Below are 18,359 nucleotides of genomic sequence, written 5' to 3' on the forward strand. Positions count from 1 at the left end.
CCCGTCCCGGCGGCACCCTCCCGCCCCGCGCCCGGACGGCGCCCCTCCGGCCGCCTCCCGTGGCACTCTTGTGACGGCGGACCCCCTGGTGTACGTCCCGCCCGGCGAGGAAAGATCCTCCCAGAGCACTAGGGTGATTGTTTTGCTTTCCCATTACCCTTGACGTCAAGGCCGCGCACGGCGGCCATGGAGGAGTGAGATGAGGAGCAGCAACCCGGTCTTCTCGCGACGGGGGTTCAGCCGCGACAACGGCTACGCGGGCTTCAACACCGCGCCGCAGGCCGGGGGCAACCCGTACGCGCAGGCACCGACGAACCCGTACGCGACGAATCCGTACGCGACGAACCCTTACGCCCAGCAGGACACGCAGTACGGCGCCCCCCAGGCCCCGGCCCGCGGCAACGTGATGACGATGGACGACGTCGTCTCGCGCACCGCGATCACGCTGGGCACGGTGGCCGTCGCCGCCGTGCTCGCCTGGACGCTGCTGCCGGTCTCGTCGAGCAGCTACGGCCTCGCGGTCGGCTCGGCACTGGTGGCGTTCGTCCTCGCGATGATCCAGTCGTTCAAGTCGAAGCCCGTCCCCGCGCTGATCATCGGTTACGCGGCGTTCGAGGGCGTCTTCCTCGGCGTGATCAGCGAGATGTTCAACGAGCGCTGGTCGGGCGCGCCCTTCCAGGCGGTCCTGGGCACCCTGGCGGTCTCCGGCGCGACCCTGTTCGCGTACAAGCAGCGCTGGATCCGCGTGACCGCGCGGTACGCGCGCATCGGCATGACCATCGCCATCGCCTTCGTCCTGGTGACGATGGTGAACCTGCTGGTGGTCGCCTTCGGCGGCGCCGACGGCGGCGGTCTGCGCAGCTTCGGCCCGCTCGGCTTCGCGGTCGGCGTGCTCGCCATCCTGATCGGCTGCTTCTTCCTGACGCTTGACTTCAAGCAGATCGAGGACGGCATCACGTACGGCGCCCCGCGCGAGGAGTCGTGGCTGGCGGCCTTCGGTCTGACCATGTCGCTGGTCTGGATCTACCTGGAGATGCTGCGTCTGGTGGCGATCCTCCAGGGCGACGACTGACGCCCGTAGCGCAGTGACGAGGGGCCCGCCCGGCAGCAGCCGGGCGGGCCCCTTCGCGTTACTCCGCCCCGCCGGGGGGTCGGATCGGCGGGGCGGAGCACAGGGTCGTACGGGGTTCCCTTCCTAGAGCAGGCGGCGCGCGGCCCGCCTCAGGTCGTACTCATGGATGATCGCCTTGGCGTGGCCGTAGGCGAGATCGTGCTCGCTCCGGAGCCAGCTGACCTTCTCCTCGAACCGTACGAGGGAAGGGCCTTCGTCGACGGCGCGGAGCCAGTCGGAGACTTCACGACCGGTGCAATGGGGGATGCGGGAGAGCAGGTTGCGATGGGTTTCTTCGGAGAACAGTTGGGACATCGGCGCCTCCGGACGCATTGCCTGGGGGTCCCCTGCTCGGACTCGGCCGAGAACTCGGGGAGGGTCCTTCACGTCACCGTGCCTGAGCGTTCGCGTATTGGCAACAGTCCCGGGGCGGCGCGTAGGGTCGCGGCGTGCTAGATGTCACCCCGCTCCTCGCCGCCGTGGACCGCTTCGCCGACCGCCTCCGCGCGGCCCCCGAGAGCCGCCTGCGCCGCGGCGCCGCGACCGAAGCCCTCACCCTGGCCAGGGAATTGTCGACCCGCGCCCAACGCGCCGAGACCCCCGACACCGCTCCGCGCGAGATGCCGGACGCGGGTGCGTTCGCGGTCGCCGACCAAGTGGCGGTGGCGGGCCGCGATTTGGCCGAGGCGCTACGGACGGGTGCGGCCCCGGCCGGGGGCCTGGCGGAGGCGGTGGGGCTGGTGGAGGGGGCGATGGGGAGGGCGTTCGGGTAGGCCCGGCCTGGCGGGGCCCGCTGGGGCCGTGGTCGGCCTCTGGTGCTTCGCTTCCCCAGGACTCCACGCGATCAGGCCCTGACCGGCGTGCTCGGGTGTGCCGATTCCCCTGCTGTGGGCGTTTACGCGGACGTATACTTCGCACCATGTCTGATGCCATGATCCGGGTTCCTGCCGAGGTGCGTGACCGGCTGGCGGTCATCGCCGAGTCCCGCGGTACGTCGATCCGCTCGCTGGTGCAGGAGTTCGCGGAGACCACGCTGACCGAGGAGGAGCGTCGGGAACGGGCGGAGCGGACGCGCCTGTATCTGGCCGAGCACTTCGGGGTCGAGGTGACGGACGAGGAGAGCGCGGCGATGGGCCGTCGGCTCCGTGAGGCTTTCGCGCAGTCGCAGCAGGACGCTGCGGCGTGATCCAGCACCATCTCGTTCTCGACGCCCCCACGCTGCTGGCCCTGTCCGGCAACCGGCAGGTGTCCGCTCTGGTTCACCGGGCGCATTTCGAACCCGAGACGCGCTTGTGGGCCCCGGTTCTGTCGATCCTTGAGGCCGACCGGGAGCATCTGGGGCTCGCCGAGCACATCGGCCAGCTCGACGTCGTCCACACCGTCGACCTCGACTGCCCGGCCATGCTCGCTGTCGCCCAGTTGCATCGCGACGGCGTCCCACTCGGCATCGCGGCCGCGCTTCACGCTGCACGGCATCTGCCGGAGTGGGGCGCCGATGCGGTGGTCGCCACGGTTGCTCCGAAGGCGTACGAAGGGCGTGGGGTGCCGGTCTTCGACCTCAACCGCTGATCCCGAAGGGGCCGGCAGGGTCTACAGCGAAGCGATGACCCGGTCCGCCAGGATGTACACGCTCTCCTCGCCGCACGAGAACGTCAGGGCGTACGCGCCCGAGATGCCCGAGCCGCCCAGCAGTACGGGAGTGTCGCCCTCGCGCAGGGCCTCGGCGAGGCGTTCGGAGGTTTCGCGGTGGCCGGGGGTCATGCACAGCGTGGTGCCGTCGGCGAAGACGTAGACGTCGAGGGTGCCGAGCGGGCCGGGGCGTACGTCCGCGAGGGCCGTGCGGGCCTCGGCCAGCTCCTCCAGGCGCGCGACCGTGGACTCGTGGTCGGCCACGACCGACGTCTGGACCGGGACGAAGTCCGGGTGCGAGGGGTGGCGGCGGCGGGCGGCGGCCAGCTCCGGGGAGTCCTCGGGGAACTCCTCGTACGGCTCGGCGCCCAGCTCCACGCCCTCCAGACCGGCGAAGTCGGCCTGCCGGGGGAGGAACAGGGAGGCGTCGTCCCCGAGGCCCGTGAAGCCGCCCAGGAGCGACGGGGCGTCCGCCGCGTCCCGCGCCTCCTGCGCCGCCCAGAACGCCCGCGCCTCGGCGAGCTCGCGCTCGCGCTCCTCGGCGAGCGCCTCGGCGACGGCCGCGCGTATCTCGGCGAGCGGGGTTTCCGCGCCGCGCGCCTGGTGGGGCACGGTGGCGGACCGGCCGGCGTTCGTGGCCGCGAGGTCGGCGCGCAGCGCCACGACCTGCTTGCGCAGCCCGTGGGCGGCGTGCAGGGCAGCGGCGCCCACGGCCGTGGCAGCGGCCGTGGTCAGCAGCAGGGCAAGAGACATGGCGCTCACTGACTTACTCCCGGATTCAAACGATTCCCCGACTTCCTACATCAGCTTGTCGGGTACCCGCTCCCCGTGTCAGTGCATTACGTCACGAATTGGACAGGTCTTTGTGCCTGGGGTTTAACCCCGTGACCTGTGTGACCTGCGGGAATGCCTCTCCCCCGGGACGTACGTCACATCCTGGGGGAGATTCGGTCACGAACCGGACGCGGCGGGGTTGAGGCGGTGCTGAAAGGCGTCACCCCGCCTGGGCACCGCGAAGCGCCCCCGTCGCAGCGTAGGGCTTCGTCAGCTAAGGCGCTCGATGACCATGGCCATGCCCTGGCCGCCGCCCACGCACATCGTCTCCAGGCCGAACTGCTTGTCGTGGAACTGGAGGGAGTTGATCAGCGTGCCGGTGATGCGGGCGCCGGTCATGCCGAAGGGGTGGCCGACGGCGATGGCGCCGCCGTTGACGTTCAGCTTGTCGAGCGGGATCTCCAGGTCGCGGTAGCTCGGGATCACCTGGGCGGCGAACGCCTCGTTGATCTCGAACAGGTCGATGTCGCCGACGGTCAGGCCCGCGCGCTTGAGGGCCTGCTTCGACGCCTCCACCGGGCCGAGGCCCATGATCTCGGGGGAGAGGCCGGTGACACCGGTCGAGACGATCCGGGCGAGGGGGGTCAGACCCAGCTCGCGCGCCTTGGTGTCGCTCATGATGACCAGCGCGGCGGCGCCGTCGTTCAGCGGGCAGCAGTTGCCGGCGGTGACCAGGCCGTCGGGGCGGAAGACGGGCTTGAGGCCCTGGACGCCCTCCACGGTGACGCCGGCGCGCGGGCCGTCGTCCTTCGAGACGACCGTGCCGTCCGGGGTCGTCACCGGGGTGATCTCGCGCTCCCAGAAGCCGTTCTTGATGGCTTCCTCGGCGAGGTTCTGCGACCGTACGCCGAACTCGTCCATGTCCGCGCGCGTGACGCCCTTCGCGCGCGCCAGGTTCTCGGCGGTCTGGCCCATCGCGATGTACGCGTCGGGGACCAGGCCGTCCTCGCGCGGGTCGTGCCAGGAGGCGCCCTCGCTCTGGGCGACCTCGGCGGTACGGGCCTCGGCCTCGGCGAAGAACGGGTTGTGGGTGTCCGGGAGGCCGTCGCTCGACCCCTTCACGCTGCGGGACACCATCTCGACGCCGGCCGAGATGAAGACGTCGCCCTCGCCCGCCTTGATGGCGTGCAGCGCCATGCGGGAGGTCTGGAGCGAGGAGGAGCAGTAGCGGGTGATCGTGCAGCCCGGCAGGTGGTCCATGCCCATCTGCACGGCCACGATGCGGCCCAGGTTGTGGCCCTGCTCGCCGCCGGGGAGGCCGCAGCCGAGCATCAGGTCGTCGATGTCGCGCGGGTCGAGCTCGGGGATCTTGGCGAGCGCGGCCTGGATGATGGTGGCGGTGAGGTCGTCCGGCCGCAGATCCTTCAGCGAGCCCTTGAAGGCGCGGCCGATGGGGGAACGAGCAGTCGAAACGATCACGGCTTCGGGCATCACGGGCTCCATGGGGGCGGCGGGGCGGGCTTCTTCGAGACCTCGGGGACTCTCTGGGAAGTTACCCGTACGTACGGAGTTGGTCATCGGGGGGCGCGTGTGATGCGGGCCTCTTTTCTAAGCGGGCGCTCAGCCCCCACCCCGCCCCTTCCCTAAACCCTCCGGGGGTGGGTGGGGGGAAGGCGGCTCTCCCGGGGGCTGCGCCCCCGGACCCCGTTGCGGGGCCTGAGGCCGCTGCACCCCGCTGCGTTCGTCCGCGGACCGTCTGTGGTTGCTCGCGCAGTTCCCCGCGCCCCTGGAAGCGGCCCTCTGGGCCGCCCCTCAGATGCCGCGCAGCGGCATTTTTAGGGGCGCGGGGAACTGCGCGACCAGCCCGCCACCGGTCTGCAGACAAAGGCCGGGCTGGCCCCCCGGCCCGGTGAAACTACTTCGCCAGGAACGCCAGCAGGTCCTGGCGGCTCACCACGCCCGTCGGCTTGCCCTCGACCAGGACGATCGCCGCGTCCGCCTCGCCCAGGACCGACATCAGCTCCGAGACCGGCTCGCCCGAGCCGACCTGCGGCAGGGGCGGGCTCATGTGCTTCTCCAGCGGGTCGGAGAGCGAGGCGCGCTGGGCGAACAGGGCCGCCAGGAGCTCCTTCTCCACCACCGAGCCGATGACCTCCGCGGCCATCACGTCGGGGTGGCCCGCGCCGGGCTTGACGATCGGCATCTGCGAGACGCCGTACTCGCGCAGCACCTCGATCGCCTCCCCGACCGTCTCCTCGGGGTGCATGTGGACGAGCGAGGGCATCGCGCCCTCCTTGTCGGCGAGGACGTCGCCGATGCGGGCGGACGGGCCCGCCTCCTCCAGGAAGCCGTGCCCGGCCATCCACTCGTCCGAGAAGATCTTGGAGAGGTAGCCGCGGCCGGAGTCGGGCAGGAGGACGACGACCACGTCGTCCGGGCCCAGGCCCTCGGCCACCCGCAGCGCCGCCACGACCGCCATGCCGCAGGAGCCGCCCACGAGCAGGCCCTCCTCCTTGGCGAGGCGGCGGGTCATCTGGAACGAGTCCTTGTCCGAGACCGCGACGATCTCGTCCGTGACCTCACGGTCGTACGCCGTCGGCCAGAAGTCCTCGCCCACGCCCTCGACCAGGTACGGACGGCCGGAGCCGCCGCTGTAGACCGAGCCCTCGGGGTCCGCGCCGACGACCCGCACGGAGCCGCCGGAGACCTCCTTGAGGTACTTGCCGGTGCCGGAGATCGTGCCGCCGGTGCCGACGCCCGCCACGAAGTGCGTGATCTTCCCGTCGGTCTGCTCCCACAGCTCGGGACCGGTGGTCTCGTAGTGCGAGCGGGGGTTGTTCGGGTTGCTGTACTGGTCCGGCTTCCAGGCGCCGGGCGTCTCGCGCACCAGGCGGTCCGAGACGTTGTAGTACGAGTCCGGGTGCTCCGGGTCGACCGCCGTCGGGCAGACGACGACCTCGGCCCCGTACGCGCGCAGGACGTTGATCTTGTCGAGCGACACCTTGTCCGGGCAGACGAAGATGCACTTGTAGCCCTTCTGCTGGGCCACGATGGCGAGACCGACACCCGTGTTGCCCGAGGTGGGCTCCACGATCGTGCCGCCCGGCTTGAGCGCGCCGCTCTGCTCCGCCGCTTCGATCATGCGCACGGCGATCCGGTCCTTGACCGAGCCGCCCGGGTTGAAGTACTCGACCTTGGCCAGGACGGTCGCCTGGATGCCCGCGGTCACACTGTTGAGCTTCACCAGCGGGGTATTGCCGACGAGGCTGATCATCGAGTCGTGGAATTGCACCGTTGTCTCCGGGGTCTCCGTGATGGTGCCGCCAGCGTATGCGCAGAGCGAGCGCCCGTTCACCTCGTGGCGGGATTGAGCGACACCTGTCACCGGGCAGGTAGCTGATGTACGGCTCCAAGGAGGTGGCGGTGGCTGGGAGTGTGTCGACCGTGTCGGCCGGAGTGTCGGCCGGTTCGAGGGCGAGGGTGGCCCGCCGGATCGCGGCGGGCGCGGCGTTCGGCGGGGGCGGGATCGGGCTGCTCGCCACGGCCGCCGTCGGCGTGCTGCTCGCGGAGGCGGCGCTGGCCAAGCGGTCGGTGGGCGGCGCCACCGCACCGCACCCGCCGAGCGCCGACGGACTGTACGGGGTGGCCTTCGCCAACGGCACGCCCCCGCTGCGGATGGGCATCCTGGGCGACTCCACGGCCGCCGGGCAGGGCGTGCGGCGGGCCGGGCAGACCCCGGGCGCGCTGCTCGCCTCGGGGCTCGCGGCGGTGGCCGAGCAGATGGTCACGCTGCGGAACGTGGCGCAGCCGGGCGCCCAGTCGGACGACCTGGACCGCCAGGTCTCGCTGATGCTGGCGGACCCGGCCCGGATCCCCGACGTCTGCGTGATCATGATCGGCGCGAACGACGTCACCCACCGGATGCCGCCCACCACCTCGGTGCGCCATCTGGCGGGTGCGGTGCGGCGGCTGCGCACGGCGGGCGCCGAGGTGGTCGTCGGCACCTGCCCCGACCTCGGCTCGGTCGAGCCGGTCTACCAGCCGCTGCGCTGGCTGGCCCGGCGGGTCTCGCGCCAGCTCGCGGCCGCGCAGACGATCGTGGTGGTCGAGCAGGGCGGGCGGACGGTCTCGCTGGGCCATCTGCTCGGCCCCGAGTTCGAGGCGAACCCGCGCGAGCTGTTCGGGCCGGACAACTACCACCCGTCGGCCGAGGGGTACGCGACGGCCGCGATGGCCGTCCTTCCCACGCTCTGCGCCTCGCTCGGGCTGTGGCCGGACGCCGACCGGCTCGACGCGGACCGCGACGAGGACATCCTGCCGGTCGCCAAGGCGGCGGCCGAGGCGGCCGCGGAGCCCGGCACCGAGGTCAGCGGGGCCCGCGCGCCCTGGGCACTGCTCAAGCACCGCCGTCGGCGGCGGCTGACCGCGACCGAGCCGTCCACCGCGCACCCGGCGCACCCGGCCCATCCCTGACGTCCGTACGCCTGACCGCCGTACTCCCCGCGTCAGTTGACGGTCCGTCGCGTTGGTCGCGGAAATGGTACGAGCGCGACATGTCCGCGCAGCACCCGCTTAACACGACTGCGGCACAGTGGTGGATGTCGGCGGGGGAGACCCGGCCGGCACCACCAGCGGCGTCAAGGACCTCCGGAGCGGCTCCCGGACCTCCCGACGCCCAGGACGCGGCGACCGGCCCTGACCCGGGACCGTGTCCCGCGCGGGGACCGCCGTCGTCCCGCCCCCCGGGCGACCGGGGGTGCGGCGGTCCCCGCGCTCACCTTCCTCAGGCGCTAGTCGGTGTCGCCGTCACCGCGGTGGCGGCGCGGCCACGGCCACGGGCGGGCGGCGTGCACGGCGTTCACGCCGAAGATGCCCAGCCAGGTGACGAAGAGGCCGCTCAGCCCCGCGTTCACGGCGCCGATCGCGGACAGCGGGATGGCGAGGACCAGCGAGATCATGCCGAACCCGAAGCGCTCGGCGAAGCCCATGTCGGGGCTCTGGCCGGACGGGCGGCCGCCGCGGGCCACCACCATCTGCTGCTCGGCGAGCTGGCGCCGCACCCGGCGGTCGATCGCCGGGTCCAGGCGCTGCTCCACCTTCTCCAGGAACGAGTCGACGAGCGCGGGCTCGTACTCCTCGCCGAGCTCCCTGCGGGCGTGCAGGGTGGCGTCGAGTTCTTTTCTCAGGTCGGCGTCGCGGGCTTCCATGCTTCCCCACGGTACGGAGCGGGCGGCGCGGGCACAGTGGGGATAGCCCCCGTACTTGCCCGTCTGCATATGGTCATGCAGAGTGCTGGGCGACTGAATATCTTGGAGTTCCGGGCGTGACGGACGTGACGGGCATGACGGGCGTGACGAAGGGGGACGGCATGAGCGACGGGCCTGCCGCGCGGCTGCAGCAGCTCTTCGAGGGGCGCCGGCTGACGCCGACCCAGCGGCGGATCGCCCACTCCATGGTGCGCAGGGCCGCCGACGTGCCGTTCCTGTCCAGCGTGGAGCTGGCCGAGCTGGCCGGGGTGAGCCAGCCGTCGGTGACGCGCTTCGCGGTCGCGCTCGGCTTCGACGGGTACCCGGCGCTCCGCCGCCATCTGCGCGAGGTGGTGCCCGCCGCCGCGCCCGAGGAGGGCGAGGACGAGTACAACGAGTACCAGCAGGCGGTCCGGGCCGAGATCGAGAACCTGCGCCATCTGGCGGGCCTGCTCGCGGACCCGGCGCCGGTCGAGGAGGCCGGACGGCTGCTCGCCGCCTCCCGGCCGCTCCCGGTGCTCGGCCTGCGCGCGGCCTCCTCCCAGGCGCGCGGCTTCGCCTACTTCGCGGCCAAGGTCCACCCCGACGTACGGCTGCTCGACGAGGGCGGCTCGATGCTGGTGGACCGCATCGACGCGGCGCACCGGGCGGGGGCGTCGGCGCTGCTGTGCTTCGCGCTGCCGCGGCATCCTCGGGAGGTGGTGGACGCGCTGGCGTACGCGCGCGCCAAGGGCCTCGCCGTCGTCACGGTCGCCGACTCCGCGTTCGCGCCGGTGGCGCGCCACAGTGACCTGCTGATCCCGGCGGCCGTCGGCACCGGCCTCGCCTTCGACACGGCCTGCGCGCCGATGCTGCTCGGCCGCGTCCTGCTGGAGGCGATGTGCGACAGCCTGCCGGACGCGCAGGCGTGGCTGGAGTCGTTCGACGCGGGGGCCGCGGGGCGCGGCTTGTTCGTGGAGTAGGCCGCGCCCCTTTTTGGCCCGGTGTTTGTCTGCGGGCCGGTGGGTGGCTGGTCGCGCAGTTCCCCGCGCCCCTTAGGCAGTCCGCCGCAGCCGGAGAAGTCAGCTCAGCCACAGTCCTTTAGGGGCGCGGGGAACTGCGCGGCCGGCCCCCACCGGCCCGCGGACAGACAACCGCCCCCACCGGCCCGCTCGCTAGAGCAGCGCGTCCGGGGCCGCGCCTCCCGACTCCGCCACGATCTCCGTCAGTGTCTGCGGCTCACGGACCACCGCGAAGCGGACGCCGGACGCCGACGAGGTGAAGCCGTAGACACCCGGCCTGGCGAGGCTGTTGTACGCGTAGTGGTGGGCGAAGCAGTACGCCCCGGTGTCCAGCACCGCCGCGTAATCCCCCTGCTCCAGCCGCGGCAGCAGCCGCGCCTCCGCCAGCAGGTCGCCCGCGAAGCAGGCCGGACCGGCCACGTCCTGGAGGACGTGCGGGCCGGACTTGGGGCGGCCCTTCGGGCCGTACGCGGCGATCCGCAGCGGCCAGGAGGCGGGCGCGTACACCGTACGGGCGGCGATCTGGACGCCCGCGTGGGTGACCGCGATGGGCCGCCCGCCGGACGTCTTCGCGTACTCCACCCGCGCCAGCACCGTCCCGTGCTTGGCGAGCAGCGAGCGGCCGAACTCGGTCACCAGCGCGTACGAGCCGTCGAAGAGGCCGGGGACCCGGGCGCGCAGCAGCCGCGCGTACTCCTCGTACGTCGGGCTCTCCTCGTCCGAGGCGAAGTTCACCGGCAGCCCGCCGCCGAGGTCGACCGTGTCGATCTGGCGGCGGCCCACCCGCGCGTTGACCTCCTCGGCCAGCTCGTACGCGGCCCGCACGCCCTCCGCCATCAGCGCGAGCGGCACGCCCTGGGAGCCCGCGTGGGTGTGCAGCCGGGTGAGCCAGGGGCGGGCCGCGTACGCCTCCACGACCCACTCCCGCACCCCCTCGTCCCGCAGCCCCACCCCGAACTTCGAGGTCCGCGTCGCCGTCGAGAGCGCGCCGATGGACCCCGCGCCCAGCTGCGGGTTGACCCGCAGGCCCAGCGGCGAGGCGGTCGCGGCGGAGGCGACCAGCGCGTCGAGCCGGGCCAGCTCCTGAGGGTTGTCGGCGTTGACGGCGATGCCCAGGGCGAGGGCCTCGCGCAGCTCGGCGGGGGTCTTGGCGGGGGAGTCCAGGACGGTGCTGCCGGGCCCGATCCCGGCGGCGCGGGCCAGCGCCAGCTCGCCGGGGCTGGCGACCTCCGCGCCGAGCCCCTCGGTCGCCAGCAGCCGCAGCACGGGCACCAGCGGGCACGCCTTGACGGCGAAGGCGTGCAGCACGGGCGCGTCGGTCACGGCCGCGAAGGCCGAGGTCAGCGCGGCCGCGCCGAGCCGGATGCCGGTGACGTCGAGGAGGGCGGCGAGCGGGGCGTCCGGACCGACGAGCCCCTGCTCCACGGCCGCCCGCACGGCCTGCTCGCGGCGCGCCGCCGCCGGTGTGTCGGTCATGGGATCAAGCCAAGCACCGGCGGTGCGGCGGCGCAGGAATACGGCCCGATTCCGCACCTCGTCCGCCGCCTCCCCCCACCCGGTCTATTGACTAGTTCTATTCAGACAGCCAGGATGTGAATATCTGAGTCACGTCGTGAGGAGGCCTCGCCATGTCAGGACCCCGCCCCGTACGGGCACCGCGCGGTACGGAACTGAGCGCCCTGGGATGGCAGCAGGAAGCCGCCCTCCGGATGCTCCAGAACAACCTCGACCCCGAGGTCGCCGAGCACCCCGACAAGCTCGTCGTCTACGGCGGCACCGGCAAGGCCGCGCGCGACTGGCGCTCGTTCGACGCGATGGTGCGCACGCTCAGGACCCTCAAGCAGGACGAGACGATGCTCGTCCAGTCCGGCCGCCCGGTCGGCGTGATGCAGACCCACGAGTGGGCCCCCCGCGTCCTGATCGCCAACTCCAACCTGGTGGGCGACTGGGCGAACTGGGAGGAGTTCCGCCGCCTGGAGGCCCTCGGCCTCACCATGTACGGCCAGATGACGGCCGGTTCGTGGATCTACATCGGCACCCAGGGCATCCTCCAGGGCACCTACGAGACCTTCTCGGCCGTGGCGGCGAAGAAGTTCAACGGCACCCTGGCCGGGACGATCACGCTGACCGCCGGGCTCGGCGGCATGGGCGGCGCGCAGCCGCTGGCCGTGACGATGAACGACGGCGTCGCGATCTGCATCGACGTGGACCCGCGCGCCATCGAGCGCCGCATCGAGCACCGCTACCTGGACGTGAAGGCCGACAACCTGCGGCACGCCCTTGAGCTGGCGGTCGAGGCGCGCGACGCCCGTCGCCCGCTCTCCATCGGCCTGCTCGGCAACGCGGCGGAGTTGCTGCCGCAGATGCTGGCCGAGGGCGCCCCCATCGACATCGTGACCGACCAGACGTCGGCGCACGACCCGCTGGCGTACCTGCCGGTCGGCGTCGACTTCGACGACATGGCCTCGTACGCGGCGAAGGACCCGGCGGGCTTCACCACCCGCGCCCGTGAGTCCATGGCCAAGCACGTCGAGGCGATGGTCGGCTTCATGGACGCGGGCGCCGAGGTCTTCGACTACGGCAACTCGATCCGCGGCGAGGCCCAGCTGGCCGGGTACGACCGGGCGTTCGCGTTCCCCGGCTTCGTCCCCGCGTACATCCGCCCGCTCTTCTGCGAGGGCAAGGGCCCCTTCCGGTGGGCCGCGCTGTCCGGCGAGGCCTCCGACATCGCCAAGACGGACAAGGCGATCCTGGACCTGTTCCCGGAGAACGAGTCCCTGCACCGCTGGATCAAGATGGCGGGCGAGCGCGTCCACTTCCAGGGCCTGCCCGCGCGCATCTGCTGGCTCGGCTACGGCGAGCGCGACAAGGCGGGCGAGCGCTTCAACGACATGGTGGCGTCGGGCGAGCTGGCCGCGCCGCTGGCCATCGGCCGCGACCACCTCGACTGCGGCTCGGTGGCGTCCCCGTACCGCGAGACCGAGGCGATGCTCGACGGCTCGGACGCGATCGCGGACTGGCCGCTCCTGAACGCCATGGTCAACGTCGCCTCCGGCGCGTCCTGGGTCTCCCTGCACCACGGCGGCGGCGTCGGCATGGGCCGCTCCATCCACGCGGGCCAGGTGACGGTGGCGGACGGGACGGCGCTGGCGGGCGAGAAGATCCGGCGCGTCCTGACGAACGACCCGGGGATGGGTGTGATCCGGCACGTGGATGCGGGTTACGACATTGCGGAGTCGGTCGCGGGTGAGCGCGGTGTGCGGGTTCCCATGCGGGAAGGTGACGCGTGACGGGCACCCCGTCGGGCCCGGGCGGTACGGGGTCCGGCCCCGGGTCGTCGGTCGGGTCCACGCCGGTGGGGGCTGGTCGCGCAGTTCCCCGCGCCCCTGAAGGGGCACGGCACCTCCATAGCGGCGCCCCCCAGGGGCGCGGGGAACTGCGCGACCAGCCACAGACGGTCCGCAGCCGAACGGGGGCCGGGGGCGAAGCCCCCGTTGTTGCCGCCCGGCCAGGGCTTTCGGGAAGGGGCGGGGTGGGGGGTCCTCCCTCGTTCCACGAGATGTGGCGGCAGCTCGCCCCCATCGGGCGGGACGCCGAGTCCAAGGGGTATCGACGGTTCGCCTGGACCGGCGCCGACTCCGAGTGCCGGGAGTGGTTCCGGGCGCAGGCAGAGGCCCGAGGACTGACCTACGAGCTGGACCGGAACGGGAACCAGTGGGCCTGGGACGGCGACCCGCGCGCCGGGGACGCCGTCGTCACCGGTTCGCACCTGGACTCCGTACCCGACGGCGGCGCCTTCGACGGCCCCCTCGGCGTCGTGTCGTCCTTCGCCGCCCTCGACGAACTCCGCCGCCGCGGCGCCGTCCTCACCCGCCCGCTCGCCATCGTCAACTTCGGCGACGAGGAGGGCGCCCGCTTCGGCCTCGCCTGCGTCGGGTCGCGCCTCGCCGCCGGGCAGCTGACCGTCGAGGCCGCGCACCGGCTGCGCGACGGCGACGGGATCAGCCTCCCGAAGGCCATGGAGGCGGCCGGGTACGACCCGGACGCCATCGGCCCCGACCCCGAACGCCTCGCCCGCATCGGCGCGTTCGTCGAGCTGCACGTGGAACAGGGCCGCGCCCTCGACCTCAGCGGCGACGCCGTCGGCATCGCCTCGGCCATCTGGCCGCACGGCCGCTGGCGGTTCGACTTCGCCGGGGAGGCCAACCACGCGGGCACCACCCGCCTGGTGGACCGGCGCGACCCGATGCTCACGTACGCCGAGACGGTCCTCGCCGCCCGCCGCGAGGCCGAACTCGCGGGCGCGGTCGCCACCTTCGGCAAGATCTCCTGCGAGCCGAACGGCGTCAACGCCATCCCGTCGCTGGTGCGCGGCTGGCTGGACTCGCGCGCCGCCGACCAGGCGACCCTCGACACCGTCGTCACGGCGATCGAGCGGGCCGCGAAGGACCGCGCCGAGCGGGACGGCGTGGACCTCACCGTCGTACGGGAGTCGTTCACGCCCGTCGTCGAGTTCGGGCACGCCCTGCGCGACGAGCTGGCGAAGATCCTCGGCGGGCACACCCCCGTCCTCGGCACCGGCGCCGGACACGACGCCGGGATCCTCTCCGGGACGGTCCCGACCGCCATGCTGTTCGTACGCAACCCCACCGGCGTCTCCCACTCCCCGGCCGAGTTCGCCGGCGAGGACGACTGCGTGGCCGGGGTGCTCGCACTCGCCGACGTTCTGGAGGGCCTGGCGTGCAGGTGACGTCGTACTGGCTGGAGCACGCCTGGCTCGACCCGGTGGTCGAGCCGGGCGTGCTGGTGGAGGTGGCGGACGGGCGGATCTCCGCCGTACGCAAGGGAGTCGGGGCGCCGCCCCCCGGCGCCGTCGCCCTGCGCGGCCTCACGCTGCCGGGCCTGGCCAACGCCCACTCGCACGCTTTCCACCGGGCCCTGCGCGGCACGGTCCAGGTCGGCTCGGGCACGTTCTGGACCTGGCGCGAGACGATGTACGCGGTCGCTGCGCGGCTCACGCCCGAGTCGTACTACGCGCTGGCGCGGGCCGTGTACGCGGAGATGGCGCTGGCCGGGGTCACGGCGGTGGGCGAGTTCCACTACCTCCACCACGCGCCGGGCGGCACGCGGTACGCCGACCCGAACGCGATGGGCGAGGCGCTGATCGCGGCGGCTCAGGACGCCGGGATCCGGATCACGCTGCTCGACACGGCGTATCTGTCCTCCGGCTTCGGCGAGCCGCCGAACACGCACCAGCTGCGGTTCTCCGACGGCACGGCGCAGGCGTGGGCCGAGCGGGCGGCGCTGCTGAAGCCGCGCGAAGGGGTACGGATCGGAGCGGCGATCCACTCCGTACGGGCCGTTCCGGCGGACCAGTTGCGTACGGTCGCGGCGTGGGCCGAGGAGCGGGAGGCGCCGCTCCACGTCCACCTCTCCGAGCAGATCGCCGAGAACGAGGCGTGCCTGGCCGCGCACGGCCGCACGCCGACGCGGCTGCTCGCGGACCACGGGGTGCTGGGCGCGCGTACGACGGGCGTCCACAACACGCACCTCACCGACGAGGACATCGCGCTGCTCGGCGGGTCGGGGACGGGCACGTGCATGTGCCCGACGACGGAGCGGGACCTGGCGGACGGCATCGGCCCGGCGGTGGCCCTCCAGCGCGCCGGATCCCCGCTCTCGCTTGGCAGCGACAGCCACGCGGTGATCGACCTCCTGGAGGAGGCGCGGGCGATGGAGCTGAACGAGCGGCTCCGTACGCGGACGCGGGGGCACTGGACGGCGGCTTCGCTGCTGCGTGCGGCGTCCGCCGACGGCCACGCGTCGCTGGGCTGGGCCGACGCGGGCCGTATCGCGCCGGGCGCCCTCGCCGACCTGGCGACGCTGGACCTCGCGTCGGTCCGCACGGCGGGTCCGCCGCCCCGCCTCGCCGCAGAGACGGCGGTGTTCGCGGCGTCGGCGGCGGATGTACGGCATGTGGTGGTGGCCGGGCGTGAGGTGGTGCGGAACGGGGTGCATGCGACGGTCCCGGACGTGGGGGCGACCCTGCGGGAGGCGATCGCGTCCCTACGGGATTAGCCCCCGGGGGGCTATGCCCCCCCGGACCCCGGCCTCGTTCGTCTGCGGACCGTGCGTGGCTGGTCGCGCAGTTCCCCGCGCCCCTGGGGGGGGGGTGGGGCCGCCGGGATCGCCCCGCAGGGGCGCCTTTAGGGGCGCGGGGAACTGCGCGACCAACCCCCACCGGCCCGCAGACGAACACCGGACCCAGGGGCGCAGCCCCCGCCCGCCCAGGCCACGCGGCGGAGCCGCAAATGTCACAGCCGGGAAGGGGCGGGGTGGGGAATCAGAAAAGGCCGACCACCGACAGGAGCCAGCACCCGTGACCACCCTCGTCACCAACATCTCCACCCTCGTCACCAACGACCCCACCCTCGGCCCCACCCCCCTCGGCCTCATCGAAGACGCCGCAGTCGTGATCGAGAACGACACCATCGCCTGGGTGGGGCGGAGCAAAGACGCCCCCGCCGCCGACACCACCCACGACGCGAAGGCCCGCGCCGCGATCCCCGGCTTCGTCGACTCCCACTCCCACCTCGTCTTCGCCGGCGACCGCACCCAGGAGTTCAACGCCCGGATGTCGGGGCAGGCGTACAAGGCGGGCGGGATCCGGACCACCGTCGCCGCCACCCGCGCCGCCACCGACGCCGAGCTGGGCGCGAACGTCGCCCGGTACATCGGCGAGGCCCTGCGCCAGGGGACGACGACCTTCGAGACCAAGTCCGGGTACGGCCTCACCGTCGAGGACGAGGCCCGCGCCCTGCGCATCGCGGCCGAGCACACGGACGAGGTGACGTATCTCGGGGCGCACATCGTGGCCCCGGAGTACGCAGAGGACCCCGCCGGCTACGTCGCGCTCGTCACCGGCGAGATGCTCGACGCCTGCGCCCCGTACGCCCGTTGGGTCGACGTCTTCTGCGAGAAGGGGGCGTTCGACGGGGACCAGGCCCGGGCGATCCTCCTCGCGGGCAAGGCGAAGGGCCTCACCCCGCGCGTCCACGCCAACCAGCTCTCGTACGGCCCCGGCGTCCAGCTCGCCGTCGAGCTCGACGCGGCCAGCGCCGACCACTGCACCCACCTCACCGACGCCGACGTCGACGCGCTCGCGAGCGGCTCCACCGTCGCCACGCTGCTCCCCGGCGCCGAGTTCTCCACGCGCGCGCAGTGGCCCGACGCCCGGCGGCTGCTCGACGCGGGCGTGACGGTCGCGCTGTCCACGGACTGCAACCCGGGGTCCTCGTTCACGTCCTCGATGCCGTTCTGCGTCGCGCTCGCCGTACGGGACATGAAGATGACCCCCGACGAGGCCGTCTGGGCCGCCACCGCCGGCGGCGCCGCCGCGCTGCGGCGCACCGACGTCGGGCGGATCGCGCCCGGCGCCCGCGCCGACCTCGCGCTGCTCGACGCCCCGAGCCACGTCCACCTCGCCTACCGGCCCGGTGTGCCGCTGATCAGCGACGTCTGGCGTCAGGGCATCAAGTGCCGGTAGGCCCTGGGGTGGGCGTCCAGGTACTCGGCGAACGACTGCGCGCCGTGCCCCGCCAGCCGGGGCACGGTGTCCGCGACCGTCGCCATCTCCCCGGCGGCGATCGCCTCGTACGAGCTCACCCAGCCGGTGACCTCCCACTCCTCGGCGCCGTACCCGGCCCGTGAGGCGAAGGCCTCCTCCCGGGTCTCCGGCAGATAGGTGATCTCACGGCCCGCGACGCGGCTCAGCTCCGCGGCCACGTCGGCGAGCGTGAGGGCCGCGGGCCCGGTGACGTCGTAAGTGACGCCGTAGTGCTCCTCTTCCTCCAGGAGTACGGCGGTCGCCACGTCCGCGATGTCGTCGTGCGCCACGCCCGAGACCCGGCCGTCCCCGGCGGGGCCCCGGATCACCCCGTCCTGGCCCGCCATCGCGGCGAGCCCGGACAGATAGAGGCTGTCCCGCAGGAACGTGTACGCCAGGCCCGTGCCCCGGATGTACTGCTCGGTGTGCCAGTGGTCGCGCGCGAAGGTGAACGCGGCGTCGGGGGCGGCGCCGAGGAACGACACGTACACGATGCGGCGCACGCCGGCGGCGACGGCGGCGTCCACGGCGGTGGTGTGCTCCTGTACGCGGCCGGGGCTCTCATGCGCCGACACCATCAACATGGCCCCGGCCCCGGCGAGCGCGTCCCGCATGGCGCCCCCGTCCCCGAAGGCGGCGGCCGGAGCCTTGACGGCCCCGGGCAGGTCGGGCAACCGCTCGGGCCTGCGCCCAATCAGCCGGGTCGCGCCCCCCTTCTCCGCCAGCCGCCGGGCGACGCGCCCACCGATGGCTCCACTGGCGCCGGTTACGGCGATGACGGGGTGGGACATGGGGCCTCCTGGGGTCCACTACCTAGCAGCTGTGGGCAATCGTGCCGCGCAGGGCTGGGGGTCCCCCCTGCTCCTTAAGAGCTTGGGGGAGGGTGGGCACAGCGGCCAACTGCAACCCGCCCGGCCCCAGCCCCGTTCCCGCAGCGCCGGGTCGGGGGGGGGAGGGAGTGCTCACCCGCGCACGCGGGTCGCCGCTGTGCC

At 73.1% G+C, this 18,359-nt stretch carries 17 protein-coding genes; 10 read left to right on the top strand and 7 right to left on the bottom strand.

Features of this window, described 5'->3' with window-relative positions; all coding sequences use genetic code 11:
* Positions 1 to 199 precede the first annotated feature (199 nt).
* Positions 200 to 1,072 (top strand): Bax inhibitor-1/YccA family protein, encoded by an 873-nt coding sequence (locus tag QIY60_RS16675; protein WP_283143165.1) that lies wholly within the window; start codon positions 200 to 202, stop codon positions 1,070 to 1,072.
* A gap of 123 nt (positions 1,073 to 1,195) precedes the next feature.
* Here the strand turns inward: QIY60_RS16675 and QIY60_RS16680 are convergent, their stop codons facing one another.
* Positions 1,196 to 1,426 carry a DUF4287 domain-containing protein gene (locus tag QIY60_RS16680; protein WP_283143166.1) on the bottom strand — a complete coding sequence of 77 codons (231 nt, stop codon included), beginning with the start codon at positions 1,424 to 1,426 and terminating at the stop codon, positions 1,196 to 1,198.
* A gap of 134 nt (positions 1,427 to 1,560) precedes the next feature.
* On the opposite strand from QIY60_RS16680, the gene QIY60_RS16685 reads away from it, so the two are divergent.
* From QIY60_RS16685 to QIY60_RS16695, 3 genes are all read left to right on the top strand, one after another.
* Positions 1,561 to 1,884, top strand: a complete 324-nt coding sequence (locus QIY60_RS16685; RefSeq protein WP_283143167.1) for a hypothetical protein — start codon at positions 1,561 to 1,563, stop codon at positions 1,882 to 1,884.
* Between the two features lie 146 nt (positions 1,885 to 2,030).
* On the top strand, positions 2,031 to 2,297 hold the full coding sequence (locus tag QIY60_RS16690) for a hypothetical protein (protein WP_283143168.1): 267 nt from the start codon (positions 2,031 to 2,033) through the stop codon (positions 2,295 to 2,297).
* Positions 2,294 to 2,680 (top strand): hypothetical protein, encoded by a 387-nt coding sequence (locus tag QIY60_RS16695; RefSeq protein WP_283143169.1) that lies wholly within the window; start codon positions 2,294 to 2,296, stop codon positions 2,678 to 2,680. Before QIY60_RS16690 ends, QIY60_RS16695 begins: the two co-directional genes overlap by 4 nt.
* A gap of 21 nt (positions 2,681 to 2,701) precedes the next feature.
* On the opposite strand, the gene QIY60_RS16700 is transcribed toward QIY60_RS16695, so the two are convergent.
* The 3 genes from QIY60_RS16700 to QIY60_RS16710 form a co-directional block, all read right to left on the bottom strand.
* Complete coding sequence (locus QIY60_RS16700; protein WP_283145968.1) at positions 2,702 to 3,493, bottom strand: hypothetical protein; 792 nt, start codon at positions 3,491 to 3,493, stop codon at positions 2,702 to 2,704.
* Between the two features lie 291 nt (positions 3,494 to 3,784).
* Positions 3,785 to 5,005 (bottom strand): acetyl-CoA C-acetyltransferase, encoded by a 1,221-nt coding sequence (locus QIY60_RS16705; RefSeq protein ID WP_101388636.1) that lies wholly within the window; start codon positions 5,003 to 5,005, stop codon positions 3,785 to 3,787.
* A gap of 424 nt (positions 5,006 to 5,429) precedes the next feature.
* Positions 5,430 to 6,806 carry a cystathionine beta-synthase gene (locus QIY60_RS16710; protein ID WP_283143170.1) on the bottom strand — a complete coding sequence of 459 codons (1,377 nt, stop codon included), beginning with the start codon at positions 6,804 to 6,806 and terminating at the stop codon, positions 5,430 to 5,432.
* Between the two features lie 188 nt (positions 6,807 to 6,994).
* Between QIY60_RS16710 and QIY60_RS16715 the strand changes: the two genes are divergently transcribed.
* Positions 6,995 to 7,987 carry an SGNH/GDSL hydrolase family protein gene (locus QIY60_RS16715; protein WP_283145969.1) on the top strand — a complete coding sequence of 331 codons (993 nt, stop codon included), beginning with the start codon at positions 6,995 to 6,997 and terminating at the stop codon, positions 7,985 to 7,987.
* Positions 7,988 to 8,304: 317 nt separating this feature from the next.
* Here QIY60_RS16715 and QIY60_RS16720 read toward each other — a convergent pair whose 3' ends face one another.
* A complete protein-coding gene (locus tag QIY60_RS16720) occupies positions 8,305 to 8,721 on the bottom strand; it encodes a hypothetical protein (protein ID WP_283143171.1) in 417 nt (138 codons plus the stop codon).
* 161 nt (positions 8,722 to 8,882) lie between these two features.
* Between QIY60_RS16720 and QIY60_RS16725 the strand changes: the two genes are divergently transcribed.
* Positions 8,883 to 9,722, top strand: a complete 840-nt coding sequence (locus tag QIY60_RS16725) for a MurR/RpiR family transcriptional regulator (RefSeq protein WP_283145970.1) — start codon at positions 8,883 to 8,885, stop codon at positions 9,720 to 9,722.
* A 192-nt stretch (positions 9,723 to 9,914) separates the two neighbouring features.
* On the opposite strand, the gene QIY60_RS16730 is transcribed toward QIY60_RS16725, so the two are convergent.
* Positions 9,915 to 11,237 carry a diaminopimelate decarboxylase gene (locus QIY60_RS16730; RefSeq protein ID WP_283143172.1) on the bottom strand — a complete coding sequence of 441 codons (1,323 nt, stop codon included), beginning with the start codon at positions 11,235 to 11,237 and terminating at the stop codon, positions 9,915 to 9,917.
* 152 nt (positions 11,238 to 11,389) lie between these two features.
* Here QIY60_RS16730 and hutU point away from each other — a divergent pair, with 152 nt between their 5' ends.
* The 4 genes from hutU to hutI all read left to right on the top strand — a co-directional run bounded on the left by hutU (position 11,390) and on the right by hutI (position 17,307).
* Positions 11,390 to 13,051 (top strand): urocanate hydratase, encoded by a 1,662-nt coding sequence (gene hutU, locus QIY60_RS16735; RefSeq protein WP_283143173.1) that lies wholly within the window; start codon positions 11,390 to 11,392, stop codon positions 13,049 to 13,051.
* Between the two features lie 269 nt (positions 13,052 to 13,320).
* Positions 13,321 to 14,511, top strand: a complete 1,191-nt coding sequence (locus QIY60_RS16740; protein ID WP_283145971.1) for an allantoate amidohydrolase — start codon at positions 13,321 to 13,323, stop codon at positions 14,509 to 14,511.
* Positions 14,502 to 15,839: a formimidoylglutamate deiminase gene (locus tag QIY60_RS16745; RefSeq protein ID WP_283143174.1), complete on the top strand. Its 1,338-nt coding sequence runs from the start codon at positions 14,502 to 14,504 to the stop codon at positions 15,837 to 15,839. The genes QIY60_RS16740 and QIY60_RS16745 overlap by 10 nt, the downstream gene beginning before the upstream one ends.
* 301 nt (positions 15,840 to 16,140) lie before the next feature.
* Positions 16,141 to 17,307, top strand: a complete 1,167-nt coding sequence (gene hutI / locus QIY60_RS16750; RefSeq protein WP_283143175.1) for an imidazolonepropionase — start codon at positions 16,141 to 16,143, stop codon at positions 17,305 to 17,307.
* Here hutI and QIY60_RS16755 read toward each other — a convergent pair.
* The gene (locus QIY60_RS16755; protein ID WP_283143176.1) at positions 17,286 to 18,158 is read right to left on the bottom strand and encodes an NAD(P)H-binding protein; all 873 of its coding nucleotides are present in this window, start codon (positions 18,156 to 18,158) and stop codon (positions 17,286 to 17,288) included. The genes hutI and QIY60_RS16755 overlap by 22 nt on opposite strands.
* Between the last annotated feature and the right edge of the window lie 201 nt (positions 18,159 to 18,359).

This window comes from Streptomyces sp. BPTC-684, from assembly GCF_030028635.1.
In the GTDB taxonomy this organism is placed as follows: Bacteria; Actinomycetota; Actinomycetes; order Streptomycetales; family Streptomycetaceae; genus Streptomyces; species Streptomyces noboritoensis.

Bases quoted from the DNA above. Each gene is read 5' to 3' on its own strand.
- QIY60_RS16675 (WP_283143165.1), top strand. From the start codon at position 200: ATGAGGAGCAGCAACCCGGTCTTCTCGCGACGGGGGTTCAGCCGCGAC.
- QIY60_RS16680 (WP_283143166.1), bottom strand. From the start codon at position 1,426: ATGTCCCAACTGTTCTCCGAAGAAACCCATCGCAACCTGCTCTCCCGC.
- QIY60_RS16690 (WP_283143168.1), top strand. From the start codon at position 2,031: ATGTCTGATGCCATGATCCGGGTTCCTGCCGAGGTGCGTGACCGGCTG.
- QIY60_RS16700 (WP_283145968.1), bottom strand. From the start codon at position 3,493: ATGTCTCTTGCCCTGCTGCTGACCACGGCCGCTGCCACGGCCGTGGGC.
- QIY60_RS16705 (WP_101388636.1), bottom strand. From the start codon at position 5,005: ATGCCCGAAGCCGTGATCGTTTCGACTGCTCGTTCCCCCATCGGCCGC.
- QIY60_RS16720 (WP_283143171.1), bottom strand. From the start codon at position 8,721: ATGGAAGCCCGCGACGCCGACCTGAGAAAAGAACTCGACGCCACCCTG.
- QIY60_RS16725 (WP_283145970.1), top strand. From the start codon at position 8,883: ATGAGCGACGGGCCTGCCGCGCGGCTGCAGCAGCTCTTCGAGGGGCGC.
- QIY60_RS16730 (WP_283143172.1), bottom strand. From the start codon at position 11,237: ATGACCGACACACCGGCGGCGGCGCGCCGCGAGCAGGCCGTGCGGGCG.
- hutU (WP_283143173.1), top strand. From the start codon at position 11,390: ATGTCAGGACCCCGCCCCGTACGGGCACCGCGCGGTACGGAACTGAGC.
- QIY60_RS16740 (WP_283145971.1), top strand. From the start codon at position 13,321: ATGTGGCGGCAGCTCGCCCCCATCGGGCGGGACGCCGAGTCCAAGGGG.
- QIY60_RS16755 (WP_283143176.1), bottom strand. From the start codon at position 18,158: ATGTCCCACCCCGTCATCGCCGTAACCGGCGCCAGTGGAGCCATCGGT.